We start from the raw sequence: 16,230 nt of genomic DNA, 5'->3' as shown, positions 1-16,230 counted from the left end.
CCCCGGGGCTACGCCGCAAGGCGCAAGTTTGCGGGCTGAGCACCGGAGAAAGCCGGGAAGACCGGGCTCAGCCCTGCTTCGAGATCAGCCAATATGGCGCGTCTGACCTCGAAATCAGGTTCATCGTGAACGAATATGGCGCGGGCACCGTAGCGCTCTGCATCGAGCTGCGCCCAGAAAGGTTGAACATCGTGCAGGCGTCCGGTCATCTCGACCATCCGGATGATCCGCCAGCCATAGGTGTCGGGAGCCGCAAAGAGCGCGACACCGGCATGGCGTGCCCAGTCTGTTTCAACGCCCATACGGGCGAAAGAAACAAGACGGCCAGAGCGTCCGCGAAAGTTCACCTTTTCCATTTCGTTCTCCTTCCGTTCCGGAGCGATATATTCACTCTTTGTTCCGCCGCGCAACAAAATTTTGGTAAACGAAATCTTAATTTCACAACAAGCCGCTGACTCTTCTCGGATTCTTTTTTCGCGGCCCCGTTAGGAGAGCCTGATCAAGATCGGATCCGGGACGGCGTGTCGCAAAACCGACATTTTCCTTGCCATCCCCTTCCACAGGAGCTACACGGCTTTTGCTCACCCCGCCTATAAGCAGTCGTGGGTGTCCCTTTTCTCCTCTTTCCTCCAGGAAAGTCTTGAAATCCGGGCTTATCATACCCAAATAATGCTCATATTGAGCAAAAGCGTGGAGACCACACTATGGCAAGACTTATTGATTCAGGACCGGGTTGCCCCACCCCGACGCCGCTGCGCGCGCAGAACGCCGCAGACGCGCGTGGTCTTGCCTATGACGACGCTGTGAAAGCAGAGACGGACGATCTGTATCCGCTCGTCTCGGACTTCATCACGCCGATGGAATGGCCTGCGGTTGCGCCGCTTGTGGCCGAGATCAATCGACTCAAGACAGCAAAGAATGCGGTCATCCTCGCGCACAATTACATGACGCCGGATATCTTCCGCCTGGTCGGCGACTTTCGCGGTGACAGCCTGCAGCTGGCCCGTGAGGCCGCGCAGGTCGATGCCGACATCATCGTTCAGGCCGGCGTGCATTTCATGGCCGAAACCTCGAAAATTCTCGCGCCTGAAAAGACTGTGCTGATCCCGAGCCTTGAGGCTGGCTGTTCTCTGGCCGCCTCGATCACCGGCGCCGATGTGCGCCTGATCAAGGAAAAGTATCCGAACTATCCGATCGTCACCTATGTGAACACGACGGCCGACGTGAAAGCCGAATGCCACATTACCTGTACGAGCTCGAACGCCGCGCAGGTCGTCGAGGCGGTCGCCAAGGAATGGAAGACTGACACCGTCATTCTCGTGCCGGACCAGTATCTGGCCAAGAATGTCGCCGCGCAGACCGATATCCGCATCATCACATGGCCGGGCGCATGCGAAGTGCACGAGCTGTTCAGCGCCGACGATGTGAGCCAGCTGCGCGAGGCCCATCCGGGTGTCGTCATCCTGGCCCATCCCGAATGTCCGCCGGACGTGCTGGAAGCGGCAGACTTTGCCGGCTCGACGTCTGCGCTCGCTAACTACGTGAAGGATGAAAGCCCGAACAAGGTCGTTCTCCTCACCGAGTGTTCGATGAGCGACAATGTCGCCTCTGAAAATCCGGGCGTGAATTTCATCCGGCCGTGCAATCTCTGCCCGCACATGAAGCGGATCACGCTTGAGAACATTCTCGACTGCCTGATCGAGATAAAGCACGAGGTCGAGATCGACGAGGAGACGCGCGTGAAGGCGAAGGCCGCCATCGATGCGATGCTGGCCCTGCCGAAGACTGACAAGCCGCTCGCTTTCGAAACCGGTCTCAAACCGCTCGACATCGAAATCATTTCTGCGGCCTGATGCCTTGAATTGGCCTAGTTGACGGGGTTTGCTGAAAGCTGGACCCGTTTCACCGGGACGCGAAACTTTCTGGAGGTCTGCCTGATGCGCCCAGCCTTGATGTCCCTGCTTGCCGCCAGCCTCTTCCTGTTTGCGCCGGCGTCTTATGCGGCAGACGAGAAGGACTCAAGCGACATTCTCGGCAACTGGACCTTCCAGACAAAACCCTATCGCGATGGCCAGTGCCTGATGTCGGGAACGGCGCGGCTAAGCCCCAATCCGGAGTCCGGTGTCTATGATTGCGAACTGACAGCCGTCGAGGTCTGCTCTATGTGGGGCCGCTCGGTCGTCCAGCAGTCCTGCACGGCGCGCCGGTTCGGCAACCAGGTCTCGATCCGGTCCGAAATCGACCAGTTCCTCGAATCCAAGATCGAGGGGCTGTTATATGTGCCGGACAATTTCGCGCTCACCATCCAGAGCAGCAAACGCATGTATGGCTCGCTCGTCTCGGCCGCGATCGCACCGGCCGAATTCATTCGCTCTGAAGAGGGTATTTCGTGACCGGCTGGCCGCGCCTTCTCCCCCTGATCGGCCTGCTGGCCCTGCCTGTGGCCGCGCAGACGAGCGCGCCGCTCCCGCCGAACCTGTCGGGCCTCTGGACTTTCGAGGCCGATGTCCAGCAAATCTGCTCCTTTACCGGTCAGGCCCGGCTCATCCCGCGCGATGACCCATCGAGCTATGGCTGCGAGCTCACCGCGCGCCAGGACTGCCCGGCTGTCGATGTGACCTATACCGTGGAGCAGACCTGTACCGCTGACGTTGAGGACGGTGTCCTCACGGTGCGCTCGACCATTGTGAACTTCCTCGAAGGCAGCCCGACGGGAAATTATCTGCCGGACAATTTCCAGCTCCGGATCGAGGATGCCTCGACGCTCAACGGGGTGCTGCTCGGAACAGGCGCCTATCCGGCGATCTGGCGCCGGGCAGAGGGCGCGATTTCCTGATGCAGGGCTTCGCCTGACCCGATGGCTGAACCGGCCCTGATCCACGCCCCCTCGCGCGGCGCAGACTCTGACATTCTGATTGTCGGCGCAGGCCTGGCTGGCCTGTTTCTGGCGCTCCGCCTCGCCCCCCGGAAATGCACCGTCATCGCCCCTGCCCCGCTCGGCGAAGCAGCCTCCTCGGCCTGGGCGCAGGGCGGGCTGGCTGCAGCGCTCGACCCGCTGGATACCGCAGAAGCCCACGCGAAAGACACGATTGCGGCTGGCGCGGGTCTGGTCAATCCGATCATTGCCCGGCTCATCGCCGAAGAAGGGCCTGCCCGCGTCCTCGATCTCATCGAACTTGGCGTCCCGTTTGACCGCACGCCCGAAGGCGCGTTGGCCCTGTCCCTCGAAGCGGCCCATTCGGTCCCGCGCGTCGCGCGTGTGGCCGGCGACCTTGCCGGCAAGGCGATCATGGGCGCGCTCAGCGCTGCGGTCGAAGCGGCCGGTCACATTACGCTGAAATGGCCCTATCGCGCCGTGGGTCTTTTGCAGGACGATAGCGGGCGTATCGCTGGCGCCGTGGTCAAGGACAAGGCTGGCGCGCTCTCGCCCATGACCGCACGGGAGACGGTGTTCTGCACAGGCGGGTCTGGCGGTCTCTTCCGGGTGACGACCAATCCGCCGCAATCACGCGGCGATGCCCTCGCCATGGCCTGGGCCGCCGGCGCGCTGATCGCAGATCCTGAATTTGTCCAGTTCCACCCGACCGCCATGGATGTCGGGCTTGATCCGGCTCCGCTCGCAACAGAGGCGCTTCGCGGTGAAGGCGCTGTTCTGCTGGACGCCAGCGGCGAGCCTTTCATGGCCCGCTACCATCCGTCCGCCGAACTCGCCCCCCGCGACGAGGTCGCCCGCGCCATTCATTCAGAGCGCGCGGCCGGGCGCGGGGCGTTTCTGGATGCGCGCGAGGCGGTTGGCGCTGAGTTCCCGGCCCATTTCCCCACCGTCTTTGCCGCGTGCATGGCCGCAGGCATCGACCCGCGCACAAAGCCGATACCGGTGGCGCCGGCCGCGCACTATCATATGGGCGGTGTGGTCGCAGATATGTGGGGTCGGTCAACGCTCGATGGTCTGTCCGTCTGCGGCGAATGCGCCTCAACCGGCGCGCATGGCGCGAACCGGCTCGCCTCCAACTCGTTGCTCGAGGCGGTGGTCTTTGCGGCGCGCATTGCCGAGCGCCTGAAGGACAGCGACCTCAAGACCCCGACCCCGTCCGAAGGCCATGTGCCTGCCGATCTGCCGGCCGATGCGCTGCTCATGCTGCGCACGGGCATGGCCGAACATTGCGGCGTCGTGCGCGAGGCGAACGGTCTGTCCGCACTCATCTCCGAGATCGACCGTCTGGCCGAGCGCTATGGCGCAGCGCGGGCGCTGACCGCCTCGAAGCTCATCGCCGAGGCCGCGCTTGCACGAGAGGAAAGCCGCGGCGGACATTTCCGCTCCGATTTCCCCGAAACCAACGAAACCGCCCGCAGGAGTTTCATCTCGCTTGCCCCTGCCCCACAGATTGAGGAGGTCGCCCCATGATCGCCCTGCCCCCCCTGCCAGACCTCGTTCTCGACCCGCTCGTTCGCCTCGCCCTTGCAGAAGATCTCGGCCGCGCCGGAGACCTCACCACGGATGCCACCATCACGCCCGGCACAACTATCGAGGCGCACATCACTGCGCGAAAGCCAGGCCGGCTCGCCGGAATGGACGCCGCCGCCTATGCGCTGAAACTGGTCGATCCGGGCGTGACGCTGGACCAGAAAATTCAGGATGGCGATGCGCTGAAATCCGGCGCTGTGATCGCGACGCTCTCGGGTGAAGCGCGCTCCATCCTGATCGCCGAGCGCACCATGCTGAACTTTCTCGGCCGCCTGTCCGGCATCGCGACATTGACGGCGACCTATGTCGAAAAGATCGCCCACACCGATGCGACGCTTGTCTGCACGCGCAAGACGACGCCGGGCCACCGCGCCGTGGAGAAGCGCGCCGTGCGCTGCGGCGGCGGGACATCCCACCGCTACGGCCTCGACGATGCGATCCTGATCAAGGACAATCACATCGCCGCCTGCGGCTCTGTCACCGAAGCGCTGAAACGCGCGCATACCTATGCCGGCCACCTCCGCATGATCGAGATCGAGGTCGACACGCTCGAGCAGCTCGAAGAGGCTCTGCCGCTGAAACCGCATGCCGTTCTGCTCGACAACATGGACAATGAAACGCTGCGAAAGGCCGTCGCGATGATCGGCGGCGTCTGCAAGGCCGAAGCCTCTGGCGGGGTCACCCTCGACACGATTGCAGGCATTGCAGAAACCGGCGTCAACTATATCTCGGTCGGCGCGCTCACTCACTCTGCGTCAAACCTTGACGTCGGCCTCGACCTGCCCTGAACCTGTTTTCCTGATGGCTGCCTCGTGCAAGAAGGCGGCAAAACGGGAGGACTGGACATGGGCGTCAGCAATGGCCGCAAGAGCATTTTCATTACCGGCGCGGCGTCTGGCATCGGCGCAGCCACAGCTAAGCTGTTCGCCGACCGCAGCTGGTTTGTCGGCCTCTACGATGTCAACGAGGCCGGGCTGAAAGAGGTCGCCGCCGAGATCGGCGAGGAGAATTGCATCTCTGGCAAGCTCGACGTGCGCGAGCGCACAGACTGGGACCGCTGCATGAGCGCGTTCAGCGAGGCGACCGATGGCCGGCTGACCGTCCTGTTCAACAATGCAGGCGTTGGCCGGCATGGCTGGTTCGAGGAAATGAACGGCGAGGACAATGACTGGGTCGTCGATGTGAATGTTAAGGGCGTGATCAATGGCGTTCAGGCCGCCCTGCCCTTGCTCAAGCAGACACCGGGGTCGCGCATCGTGAACACGGCCTCGACGGCGGGCGTCGTCGGCTCTCCGAAACTGGCGGTCTATTCGGCCACGAAGTTCGCCGTGCGCGGACTTACCGAAGCGCTGGATGTGGAGTTCTCCAATCTCGGCATCCGAGTAACATCTCTAATGCCGTGGTTCATCGACACTCCGATCCTCGACATGGGCAAGGCCGACGGCGCCAATGAGAAGATGTCCGACATGATCCGCGAGTCCGGCCAGGACGTCTATCCCGTCGAGCTTGCTGCAGAGCGCGCCTGGGATGCGGCCCATGGCAAGGAGGTGCACTACATGGCAGGGAAGATGGCCGAACGCACGCGCTTTGCCGCGCGCTTCATGCCGAAACGGCTGAAGAAGAGCCTGGAGAAGAATTTGGGGCCGCGGGAGTAAGCCTCACAGGAGGAGGACACATGACAGATACAGACAGGGTCGGCCGGGTGGCCGAAGACTACACGGCCGCCTGGAATTCCGGCTCGGCCGAAGCGGTCGCATCATTCTATTCCGAAGACGGCGAAATCATCATCAATCGCGGCGATCCGTGGCGCGGTCGCAAAGGCGTAGCGGAGATGGCCACCGGCTTCTTTGCCGATGTCCCGGATCTCAAACTGACCTGCGATCATGTCCGCCAGGCCGGCGACCACATTCTCTATCTGTGGACTTTCACGGGCCACGATGCCGCAAGTGGAAACCCGCTCAGCATAAAGGGCTGGGAGGAATGGGATCTCGACAGCACGATGAAGGTGAAGGCCTCGCGTGGCTGGTTTGATGCGGACGATTATGCCCGACAGGCCGCGGGCGAATAAGGTTTAGTCCTTCACCCGGGCAACGGCGAGGCCGTCATGGCCTTTGACGCCAACCTGCTGGAGGATAATGGCTTCGAGCTGGGGATGGCTGGCGAGGGCTTGGTTGAACGCGGCCGCGCCAATCGCATTGGCATCGACCGATGACGGCTTCAGCACCGCGCCCTCGCGCACGACATTGTCCGCCACGATAAGCCCGCCGGGCCGCACCAGCCGGATCGCCTGTTTGAGATAGGCTGGATATCCATCCTTGTTGGCGTCGAGAAAGACCATATCGAAGGGCGGGCTTAGCGCCTGCATGGCATCGAGCGCTTTGCCTTCGACAACGCGGCATGACCCGTCGAGACCGGCATCTGCGAGGGTTTCGCGCGCGACTTTCACATGCGCCGGTTCAAGCTCGATGCTGACCAGTTCGCCGTCTTTGTGCAGCGCCCGGCCGAGCCAGACAGTCGAGTAGCCGCCAAGCGTGCCGACTTCGAGGATGCGCCTTGCGCCAATCATCTTTGCCAGCAGGTAGATGAGTTTGCCCTGCCCGGGCGAGACCTGGATTTCTGGCAGCCCTGCTGCCGCGGCGCGCTCTACAGCGCGCTCAAGAACGGGATCGTCTTCAACGAAAAGGCTGTTGATATAAGTGTCGACTGCCTCGAACAGACCTTCTTCACTCATATGAGGGGCCTATGGTGCAGGGCTGAGAACGTTCAGCGAGCGGGCGTTCAGATCTTCCGTCGACTTAGGCGACTCGATTGTCACGATCGTGCTGGACGCGCCATCATCTCGGGACGCTTCACGGTCAAACCGGGCCTGCTGGGCAGCGCGGGCGCTCGCCCACTCCGCGCCGCGAGGGAAGCGGTAGAAGATGTGCGTGCCAATCTTGGAGGTCTTGATGAGACCTGAATTCCAGACCGGGTTCACATAGGTGGCGTGATAATGCGTTGCGCCAGCCGTGCGCTTTTCCTCAAAGCCGAGATAGACGTGCGCTGCGATCGACTTTGCAGCCGACCATTTCGACCCGCGCGGCTCGCGGTCGAGCGCGCCGTCGCAAGTGAAGGTGAACTGGCAGCCCGTGGTGCGGGTCGCGCCCTGATAGACGACATCGCAGGCCGTGTTCGGATAGCGGTGATCCTTGACGCGGTTCATGATGACTTCGGCGACAGCGAGCTGGCCTGACGTCGTTTCACTGCGCGATTCGTAATAGACAGCCTGTGCTAGGCATTTCATCTGCCGGCTCATTTCCTCGGCCTTGGCCAGATGCACCGGCTCGAAGCTTTTCATGCGGGCCAGCACGGCAGAGTCGCGCTCAAGGCCGCCATAGCGGCTCAGCGCATCTTCCGGGCTGCGCTCGAGCGAATATTCGACATTGCGCAGCCATTCGTGATTCATCAATTCAGGCGCCTTGGGATCGGCGCGAACGGCAGAGCCGGCATCCTGGGTTTCAGCGAAGCGCTGCGTCTGGGCCCGGTATTGGGCCTCGGCCTGCTTCTCGGCATTGGCCGAAGATATGGCAGGCAGCGCAAAGACCAGCCCCACAGCAAAGGTGGAAACGAGCGCCGAACGGGTGGCGAACCCGCGCTGCTCGTCGTCAGACTTGGCAAGCCACCAGCGGCGAACGCGGCCGCGAAGCGATTTGTCCGCAAAAATCTGCGGCGTCTGTGTCGTCTTTCTGAGTGACATCACCTGTCCCCTCTGTACCGATTTTGTGACATCGAAGCACTTATCGGGCCAAGTGGTGGCTCGTCGCTTCTTCCCTGATGTCTCCGGCTTCTGTTGGAGTAAGTATTGAATCTGAGCGCGACTTAGCAATTAAAACACGGGTTTGAAGACTTACATTTCCGTGAGCTTCGGAACGCTTCCGGTTACCTGTCCGTTAACGCCATCGGCGGTCAGCGGGAAAAACCGAGTAGTTTCAGACCTCGCACAAGGCCTATTCATGCCACATTCATCACGCTGGCGAAATGAAGTGTTGCTGAAATACAACGGTTCCGCAGGCCTTTTATAGACCGCGAGCCCGCCCTGGAGCGCCCAAAAAGCCTGTTTCAGGCCTCTTCTTTTTGCAGTGCAGCATGGGCCGCAGCGAGTCTTGCGATGGGCACCCGGTAGGGCGAACAGGACACATAATCCAGTCCCAGATGGTGACAGAAAGTGACCGATGCCGGGTCACCGCCGTGCTCGCCACAAATGCCGAGCTTGATGTCCGGACGGGTCGAGCGGCCGCGCTCGACGGCGATCTTCACCAGCTCTCCGACGCCCTCCTGATCGAGGGTGACGAACGGGTCCTTCTCGTAGATGCCCTGCTCTTCATAGGCCTTGAGGAAGCGGGTCGCATCATCGCGCGAAATGCCGAGCGTAGTCTGCGTCAGATCATTCGTACCGAAGGAGAAGAAGGCGGCAGACTTCGCAATATGGGCCGCCTGCAAAGCGGCGCGCGGCAGCTCGATCATGGTGCCGACAAGATATTCGAGCTCTGTCCCCGTCTCTTCGAAGACAGATTTGGCCGTCGCATCGATGCGGGCCTTGAGGATGTCGAGCTCCTTCTGGGTGGCGACCAGCGGGATCATCACTTCCGGCACAGGGCTGTAGCCTGTTTCCTTGGCAATCTGGACAGCCGCCTCGAAGATGGCGCGCGCCTGCATCTCGTAGATTTCCGGATAGGTGATCCCGAGGCGGCAGCCTCGATGGCCGAGCATCGGATTGCTCTCATGAAGCTCATTCGCTTGGCGTTTGAGGGCCTCCACGGACACGCCGGCTGAGGCGGCGACATCTTCCATTTCGGCTTCCGAATGCGGCAGGAATTCGTGCAGCGGTGGGTCAAGCAGGCGGATCGTGCAGGGCCGGTCTTCCATTATGCGGAAGATGTCCGCGAAGTCGCCGCGCTGCATGGGCAATAGCTTGGAGAGCGCGGCCTTGCGGCCTGCCTTGTCGCCGGCGAGGATCATGGAGCGGACGACCGGGATCCGCTCAGCGTCGAAGAACATGTGCTCTGTGCGGCAGAGGCCGATACCTTCGGCGCCGAATTGTTTGGCGGTTTCGACATCGTGCGGGGTCTCGGCATTGGTGCGCACCTTGAGCTTGCGCACCTTGTCGGCCCACTCCATCAGCTTGCCGAAATCGCCGGACAGGTCAGGTTTGACCATCTCGATGGCGCCGATCAGGACTTCGCCTTCAGCGCCGTCAATCGTGACGACATCGCCCTTCTTGAACTCACGGCCACCGGCGCGGAAGATGCCCGCCGCTGGATCGATCTGAAGGCCGCCTGCCCCGCAGACGCAGGGCCGGCCCATACCGCGCGCCACGACAGCCGCGTGCGAAGTCATGCCGCCACGCGCCGTCACGATACCGCGCGCCGCATGCATGCCGTGAATGTCTTCCGGTGAGGTTTCGACGCGCATCAGGATGACGTCTTCGCCCTTTTCGGCGAGCGCGGCCGCTTCGTCTGAATCGAACACCACTTTGCCAACAGCTGCGCCCGGGCTGGCCGGCAGGCCTTTGACGATCACATCGCGCTTTGCGTCCGGCGCGATGGTCGGGTGGAGCAGCTGGTCGAGCTGGTTGGGCATCAGGCGGAGTACGGCTTCTTCCTCATTGATCAGCTTTTCCTGCGCCATATCGACGGCGATCTTGAGGGCGGCACCCGCCGTGCGTTTGCCGGTCCGGGTCTGCAGCATGTAGAGCTTGTTGTCCTCGACCGTGAACTCGATGTCCTGCATGTCGCGGTAATGGCTTTCGAGCTTGTTTGCGACGGCGACCAGCTCCTCATAAACGGCCGGCATCGCCTCTTCGAGCGGCAGTTCTTCAGACGACAATGCCTCGGCCCGTGAGCGCGAAATCGGCGCTGGCGTCCGGATACCGGCAACGACATCCTCGCCCTGCGCATTGACCAGGAATTCGCCGTAGAAGACTTTCTCGCCCGTCGAAGGATCGCGCGTGAACGCAACGCCTGTGGCCGATGTCTCGCCCATATTGCCGAACACCATGGACTGGACGTTGACCGCCGTGCCCCAGGCTGCCGGAATATCGTTGAGCTTGCGATAGAGGATCGCCCGGTCATTCATCCAGGAGCCGAACACGGCGCCAATCGCGCCCCAGAGCTGTTCGCGCGGATCGTCCGGGAATGGCTTGCCGAGCTGTTTCTGTACCGCGGCCTTATACTGGGCGATGATTTCCTTCCAGTCGTCGGCCGTCATCTCGGTGTCGAGATTGTACTCCTCGCGCTCTTTATAGTCGTCGAGGATGTGCTCGAACGTGTCATGCTTGAGGCCGAGGACGACATTGCAATACATCTGGATGAAGCGGCGATAGCTGTCATAGGCGAACCGCTCGCCGGCTTTCTTGGCGAGGCCCTGAACAGTGACTTCCGACAGGCCGAGATTGAGGACGGTGTCCATCATGCCCGGCATCGAGGCGCGGGCGCCTGAGCGCACCGAGACAAGCAGCGGGTTCTCAGGATCGCCGAATGTCTTGCCGGTTTCGGCTTCGACGGCTTTGAGCGCCTCATCGACCTGGGCGCGGAGGCCATCGGGATATTTCTCGCCGAGATCGTAATAGGCGGTACAGACAGCGGTGGTCAGCGTGAAGCCGGGCGGCACAGGCAGGCCAAGACGCGCCATTTCAGCAAGGTTCGCGCCCTTGCCGCCGAGCAGGTTCTTCATGGTCGTATCGCCATCCGCGGTCCCGCCGCCGAAGGAATAGACCCACTGATCTTTTGCTACTGTCTGAGCCGTATCGCCCATATCAAGCCTCTCCACGATTTTCGTTCTTCAGGACAGATTCCGCCACGGCGATGCCGTCCCTGGTCAATTGATACCGTCCGGGTTCGAACGAATTGAGTAATTTCAGATGCGGCAGGCGCACGCCCAGCACCGTCCGGTCGTCGAGCCGGCCCGACTGAACCGCGTAGCGCTCGGCAAGGTCGCCATCGAGCTTGCGATCCTCGATCGCGCTCAGGCGAAACTCATTGCCGCCAAACCGGCGGTAAAAGTCTGCGACATAGGCGCGGTCCCGGTCGCTCATGCGGTCCGGCGTGTCCCCATGCGCATTGAAGATCTCAACAGCCCGCTGCGACGGTCTCTGGAACAGGCTGTAAAGCCCGAACGCCGCTGCAATGATGATGAGCACAAAGATGAACATGCGATCCGTATTTACCTAGCCGCTGATCCTGGAAAAATCCGCCACACGATGCAAAGCGTCACGAATGGAATTCAGAATCAAGAGGCGGTTTTGCCTCAGTTCTGGGCGGTCCGCATTGACCTGGATGCTGTCGAAGAAGGCATCTACCGGTGCCCGCAGGGATGATAGCGCAATCATCGCTTTCTCGAAGTTTTCGGCCTTGAGAGCGGCATCTGCCGCAGTGACCGAATTTTCGATGGCAGCGTACAAAGTCTTCTCTTCATCCTGCTCAAAAAGGGATTTGTCAGGCGTGCCTGCAAATACCTTGCCGTCCTTCTTCTCCTCGGCTTTGAGGATGTTCACGGCGCGCTTGTAGCCGGCGAGGAGGTTCGCCCCGTCCTCGGTTTCGAGGAAAGCGCCGAGCGCCTCGACGCGTTTCACGATCAGGACGAGATCATCCTCGCCGAGCGCGAAGACGGCATCTATGAGGTCATAGCGCGCGCCAGCGTCGCGGAGGTATTGTTTCAGGCGGTCGGCGAAGAAGGCGAGGAGGTCTTCGGTAAAATAACCAACGCCTTTTATAGCCCATAGCTCAGGCTGGCTCTCGACCTTCCGAGATGGGTTGGCTTCAAGTGACTGTTCGAACCCGCCGGGCCACGGGTCGATCAAGTCTTCCGATTCACAGTACTTGCCAATCGCGTCGTAGATTATCTCCAATTTCTCTAAAAAGGTTTGGTGATTGGATTTGGAAAGTGGGTCATCTCCGCCGTGAATCATATAATTGCAGAGGCGCACAGCTTGAATGGCGCTGATGCCAGAACGATTGATCAAACACGAAACGAACGGGTCGCTGGCGCTCGTTCTCAGCAAGTCCCAACGACTCTGCCCCATGCGAGAAGAAACGAAAAAGTCATATCCATATTCCAGCAGAAATGGATTGTAGAGTTTGTTCAGCGTTGATTTGAACAAATCAACCAGACCGAACCGAACGTCATTCTCCAGAATGATCCGCACGACGCCCAGCGCCGCCCGCCTCAGCGCGAACGGGTCTTTCGAGCCGGTCGGTTTCTCGTCGATGGCCCAGAAGCCGACCAGCGTGTCGAGCTTGTCGGCGAGGGCGACGGCGATGCTGACAGGTTCGGTCGGCACAGCATCTGATGGGCCTTGCGGCTTGTAGTGTTCGGCGATGGCAACCGCGATGGCATCGTCCTCGCCCTGCTCACGGGCATAATAGCCGCCCATCACGCCCTGAAGCTCAGGGAACTCGCCCACCATGCCGGAGACGAGATCAGCCTTGGCGAGGCGGGCGGCGCGCTCGGCCTGGTCCGGATCAGCGCCGACTTTCGGGGCGAGTTCGCGGGCGAGCGCAGCGACGCGCTCCACCTTGTCGGCGATCGTGCCGAGCTCTTTCTTGAAGTCGATGGTGGAGAGCTTCTTCGCCATTTTCTCAAGCGGCGTGCCCCGGTCATTGTCCCAGAAGAAGCGCGCATCATCGAGCCGGGCCGAGAGAACCTTCCGGTTGCCCGACGCGATGGCCTTGCCGCCATCGGAGGGCTCGATATTCGCGACCACGACAAAGTTCGGCGCAAGCTTGCCTGTTTTCGGGTCGCGCACGGCGAAGTATTTCTGGTGGGTGCGCATGGAAAGCTGGACGACTTCCGGCGGCAGCTCAAGGAAGGCCGGGTCCATGTCTCCCAGGATGACGAAGGGCCATTCGGCAAGGCCGGTCACCTCATCGAGAAGCCCCTTGTCCTCGACCAGTTCAAGCCCGGCGTCCGCGCAGACCTTGTAGGCCTGCTCCTCGATCAGCAGGCGGCGATCCTCGCGCGCCGGCACGACGGAGCCTTCCATTTCGAGCTTCGTGCGATACTCGTCCAGCGATGAAACAGTAAAAGGCCCGCGCCCATGCACACGGTGGCCTTCGGTCTCGTTTCCGGATTTCAGGCCATCGACCTCAAACTCGACCGTCTTGCCGTTGAAAACGCAGACAATTCTCTGAAGAGGGCGCACCCAGCGCAGCTCGCCCCGACCCCAGCGCATGGATTTGGGCCAGTGGAAGCCGCGGATGATCTGCGGCACAAGCTCTGCAAGGATATCGCTTAGCGGACGGCCCGGAATCTCGCGCACGGCGACATAAAAATCGCCCTTTTTCGGGTCGCTCCGCACTTCTGCTTCATCGATCGACGAGAGCCCTGCCCCACGCAGGAAGCCTTCGACCGCCTTGTCTGGCGCGCCGACTTTCGGGCCTTTGCGCTCTTCGCTCACATCAGCAGACTTTTCCGGCAGGCCGGCAATCGCGACGGCCAGACGGCGCGGACCAGACAGCGCGGTCACCTCGCCATGCTCGACGCCCGCATCGGCGAGGCCTTTGACCAGCGCCTCTTTCAGATCGCTTTCAGCCTTGGCCTGCATGCGCGCAGGGATTTCTTCGGAGAAGAGCTCAAGCAGAAGGTCAGCCATGAAGTGGAGGTATTCCCGTGTTTGAGATCAGGGTAATGGCGCAGGCGCTCAGACGCCGCAACTGCCCTTGATCCCCATTTTTTCAGTTTCGACAGGCTCGATGATCGCCATCGTGCCTTCATAATCAGTGTGTTCGATCCCGCTATCGACGGCGCGCAGCTGCAACTCGACCAGGATGGAGCGATCTTCTGACCGGTAGCGCCAGGTCTCGATCCCGTCACCATTCTCGGTCTTCATCTCTTCGAAAAAGCGCAGATCCTCTTCATTGATCCTGATCGTCGCCGGCTGCGGATCACCCTCCATGTCGGTCAGGAAGACAAAGCGCCAGGTGCTGCGGTCATCGAACACAAATTCGTGGCTCGCTTGCATCAGCGTGCAATAGGCGTCAGGGCGCGGGGCGTGCATGACGCCGATTTTGAGCGCCTGCGGATTGGTCTCTGCGACCTCCTCTGGCGGCGCTCCGGCCTCGTCAATGCTCTGCTTATACTCCGGCGTGGGGTCGGCCGGGCCGGCCGGGGCTGTTTCGTCAGCACAGGCCGTAGCAAGCAAGGCCGAGGCGGCCAGGATCGCGCTCGCCCTATTCATCGATCTCTCCGGCGGCGCGGCATTCGCCGATAAACTTCACGGCCGCGCCCTCGACCGGGAAGATTGCGCGGACGGAGCCGGAATAAGTGATGCGCTCAGCTTCCGCGCCGGTTTCCAGCAGGATGACTTCCAGCTCGGCGCCCTCGTCTTCGGTGACATAGCGGCGCGTCTCTATGCCGGCGCCGAACCCGGCCTCGACTTCCGTGAGGCGCGTCACCTCGCCGTCGAGCTCGGCATAGCCGTAATAAATGCTCTCGCCGATCTGCGTGACGAAGACGTAAGGCGGTGCGCCCGCTTCGGCGTCTGCGGTGAAGGTGCAGAACGGATCGTCGACCGGCATGGGCATATCCGTACCGATGACAGGCGCCTCAATAGCGGCCGGGCGTTCGCTCCCGCGCTCATTTTCATCTGTTCCGGTCCCGCAACCAGCCAGACCAAGCGCCAGGACAGAGACGAGCGAAACGGTGCGGATTATAGCCATTCCAGATCCTTCACGGTTCGCTCTGACGCCTCGCCCTCGCCTGTATTCAGGGTTGTCGCGGGCTCAAGTAGCATGACTTTAACCTCATCTGTCTCGGTGACCGGCAAATGCTCGACGCCGCGCGGCACTATGAGGAACTGGCCCGGTTCGATACGCTCGGTGCGATCGCGGAATTGCATCAGGAGCACGCCCTCGACAACGAAGAATAACTCGTCTTCTTCTGTGTGCGAATGCCACTCGAATTCGCCTGCAAGCCGGGCGAGCTTGACGTGCATGTCATTGACGGCGCCAACGATCTTCGGCGTCCAGGTTTCAGAAAAGCGGGAGAATTTTTCGGAGAGGTCGACCGTGTGCGTCATGCCGCCCGCTCCTCTTCCTGCTGCGCCCAAAGCTCGGCGGCGCCGCGGGCAAGATCGCGCACCCGGCCGATAAAGGCCTGGCGTTCGGTCGGGCTGATCGCACCGCGCGCATCGATGAGGTTGAAGACGTGGCTGGCTTTCAGCGCATAGTCATAGGCTGGCAGCGGTTTGCCCGCCTCGCGCAGAGCCTTGGACTGGCTTTCGCAGCCTGTGAACCAGGTCTGCAACATGTCGACATCGGCGAGTTCGAAATTGAAGGCCGACTGTTCGATTTCGTTCTGCAGGAAGACATCGCCATAAGACAGCGGCACTTCGGAGGCCGGGTCGTTGAACGGCAAGTCATAGACATTGTCGACGCCAAACACATACATGGCGAGGCGTTCGAGGCCGTAGGTCAGCTCACCGGACACCGGGAACACGTCGAGCCCGCCAACCTGCTGGAAATAAGTGTACTGGCTGACTTCCATGCCATCGCACCAGATTTCCCATCCAAGGCCCCAGGCGCCAACAGTCGGGTTTTCCCAGTCATCCTCGACGAAACGAATGTCATGGACAGCCGGGTCGATGCCGATCTCGTAGAGGGAATTGAGATAAAGGTCCTGAAGGTTTGACGGATTGGGCTTCAGGATGACCTGGAACTGGTAATAATGGCCGAGCCGGTTCGGGTTCTCGCCATAGCGGCCATCGGCCGGGCGGCGGGACGGCTGGACAT

General features: G+C 61.4%; 17 protein-coding genes. 7 read left to right on the top strand and 10 right to left on the bottom strand.

Annotation, left to right across the window (positions count from 1 at the left end; genetic code table 11):
• Positions 1-8 precede the first annotated feature (8 nt).
• Positions 9-356, bottom strand: coding sequence for a hypothetical protein (locus tag WA989_RS06315; RefSeq protein WP_424339658.1), 348 nt, complete (start codon positions 354-356; stop codon positions 9-11).
• A gap of 348 nt (positions 357-704) precedes the next feature.
• Here WA989_RS06315 and nadA point away from each other — a divergent pair, with 348 nt between their 5' ends.
• The 7 genes from nadA (at position 705) to WA989_RS06280 (ending at position 6,533) form a co-directional block, all read left to right on the top strand.
• Complete coding sequence (gene nadA, locus WA989_RS06310; protein ID WP_424339657.1) at positions 705-1,853, top strand: quinolinate synthase NadA; 1,149 nt, start codon at positions 705-707, stop codon at positions 1,851-1,853.
• Positions 1,854-1,937: 84 nt separating this feature from the next.
• On the top strand, positions 1,938-2,393 hold the full coding sequence (locus tag WA989_RS06305; protein WP_424339656.1) for a hypothetical protein: 456 nt from the start codon (positions 1,938-1,940) through the stop codon (positions 2,391-2,393).
• Positions 2,390-2,836 carry a hypothetical protein gene (locus tag WA989_RS06300; protein WP_424339655.1) on the top strand — a complete coding sequence of 149 codons (447 nt, stop codon included), beginning with the start codon at positions 2,390-2,392 and terminating at the stop codon, positions 2,834-2,836. Before WA989_RS06305 ends, WA989_RS06300 begins: the two co-directional genes overlap by 4 nt.
• Positions 2,837-2,857: 21 nt before the next feature.
• Positions 2,858-4,405 (top strand): L-aspartate oxidase, encoded by a 1,548-nt coding sequence (locus tag WA989_RS06295; RefSeq protein WP_424339654.1) that lies wholly within the window; start codon positions 2,858-2,860, stop codon positions 4,403-4,405.
• Positions 4,402-5,253, top strand: a complete 852-nt coding sequence (nadC, locus tag WA989_RS06290; protein ID WP_424339653.1) for a carboxylating nicotinate-nucleotide diphosphorylase — start codon at positions 4,402-4,404, stop codon at positions 5,251-5,253. The genes WA989_RS06295 and nadC overlap by 4 nt, the downstream gene beginning before the upstream one ends.
• Positions 5,254-5,310: 57 nt before the next feature.
• Positions 5,311-6,120, top strand: a complete 810-nt coding sequence (locus tag WA989_RS06285) for an SDR family oxidoreductase (protein WP_424339652.1) — start codon at positions 5,311-5,313, stop codon at positions 6,118-6,120.
• Between the two features lie 20 nt (positions 6,121-6,140).
• Complete coding sequence (locus WA989_RS06280) at positions 6,141-6,533, top strand: nuclear transport factor 2 family protein (protein WP_424339651.1); 393 nt, start codon at positions 6,141-6,143, stop codon at positions 6,531-6,533.
• Between the two features lie 3 nt (positions 6,534-6,536).
• On the opposite strand, the gene WA989_RS06275 is transcribed toward WA989_RS06280, so the two are convergent.
• The 9 genes from WA989_RS06275 to WA989_RS06235 form a co-directional block, all read right to left on the bottom strand.
• Entirely contained in the window at positions 6,537-7,196 is a 660-nt protein-coding gene (locus WA989_RS06275) for an O-methyltransferase (protein ID WP_424339650.1), read from the bottom strand.
• A gap of 9 nt (positions 7,197-7,205) precedes the next feature.
• The gene (locus tag WA989_RS06270; RefSeq protein ID WP_424339649.1) at positions 7,206-8,201 is read right to left on the bottom strand and encodes a cell wall hydrolase; all 996 of its coding nucleotides are present in this window, start codon (positions 8,199-8,201) and stop codon (positions 7,206-7,208) included.
• Between the two features lie 362 nt (positions 8,202-8,563).
• A complete protein-coding gene (gene ppdK, locus WA989_RS06265; protein WP_424339648.1) occupies positions 8,564-11,257 on the bottom strand; it encodes a pyruvate, phosphate dikinase in 2,694 nt (897 codons plus the stop codon).
• Position 11,258: 1 nt separating this feature from the next.
• Positions 11,259-11,654, bottom strand: a complete 396-nt coding sequence (locus WA989_RS06260; RefSeq protein WP_424339647.1) for a hypothetical protein — start codon at positions 11,652-11,654, stop codon at positions 11,259-11,261.
• Positions 11,655-11,669: 15 nt separating this feature from the next.
• The gene (glyS, locus tag WA989_RS06255; protein ID WP_424339646.1) at positions 11,670-14,093 is read right to left on the bottom strand and encodes a glycine--tRNA ligase subunit beta; all 2,424 of its coding nucleotides are present in this window, start codon (positions 14,091-14,093) and stop codon (positions 11,670-11,672) included.
• A gap of 48 nt (positions 14,094-14,141) precedes the next feature.
• Positions 14,142-14,678 (bottom strand): hypothetical protein, encoded by a 537-nt coding sequence (locus WA989_RS06250; protein ID WP_424339645.1) that lies wholly within the window; start codon positions 14,676-14,678, stop codon positions 14,142-14,144.
• Complete coding sequence (locus tag WA989_RS06245) at positions 14,671-15,159, bottom strand: hypothetical protein (protein ID WP_424339644.1); 489 nt, start codon at positions 15,157-15,159, stop codon at positions 14,671-14,673. The genes WA989_RS06250 and WA989_RS06245 overlap by 8 nt, the downstream gene beginning before the upstream one ends.
• A complete protein-coding gene (locus WA989_RS06240) occupies positions 15,150-15,518 on the bottom strand; it encodes a cupin domain-containing protein (protein ID WP_424339643.1) in 369 nt (122 codons plus the stop codon). The genes WA989_RS06245 and WA989_RS06240 overlap by 10 nt, the downstream gene beginning before the upstream one ends.
• A partial coding sequence (locus WA989_RS06235) for a glycine--tRNA ligase subunit alpha (RefSeq protein WP_424339642.1) occupies positions 15,515-16,230 on the bottom strand: 716 nt, incomplete at its 5' end. The genes WA989_RS06240 and WA989_RS06235, both read right to left, overlap by 4 nt.

Source organism: Henriciella sp., from assembly GCF_049649345.1.
In the GTDB taxonomy this organism is placed as follows: Bacteria; Pseudomonadota; Alphaproteobacteria; order Caulobacterales; family Hyphomonadaceae; genus Henriciella.
Note: the sequence above shows the minus strand (reverse complement) of the source record. Positions and strands in the feature narration are given on the sequence as shown.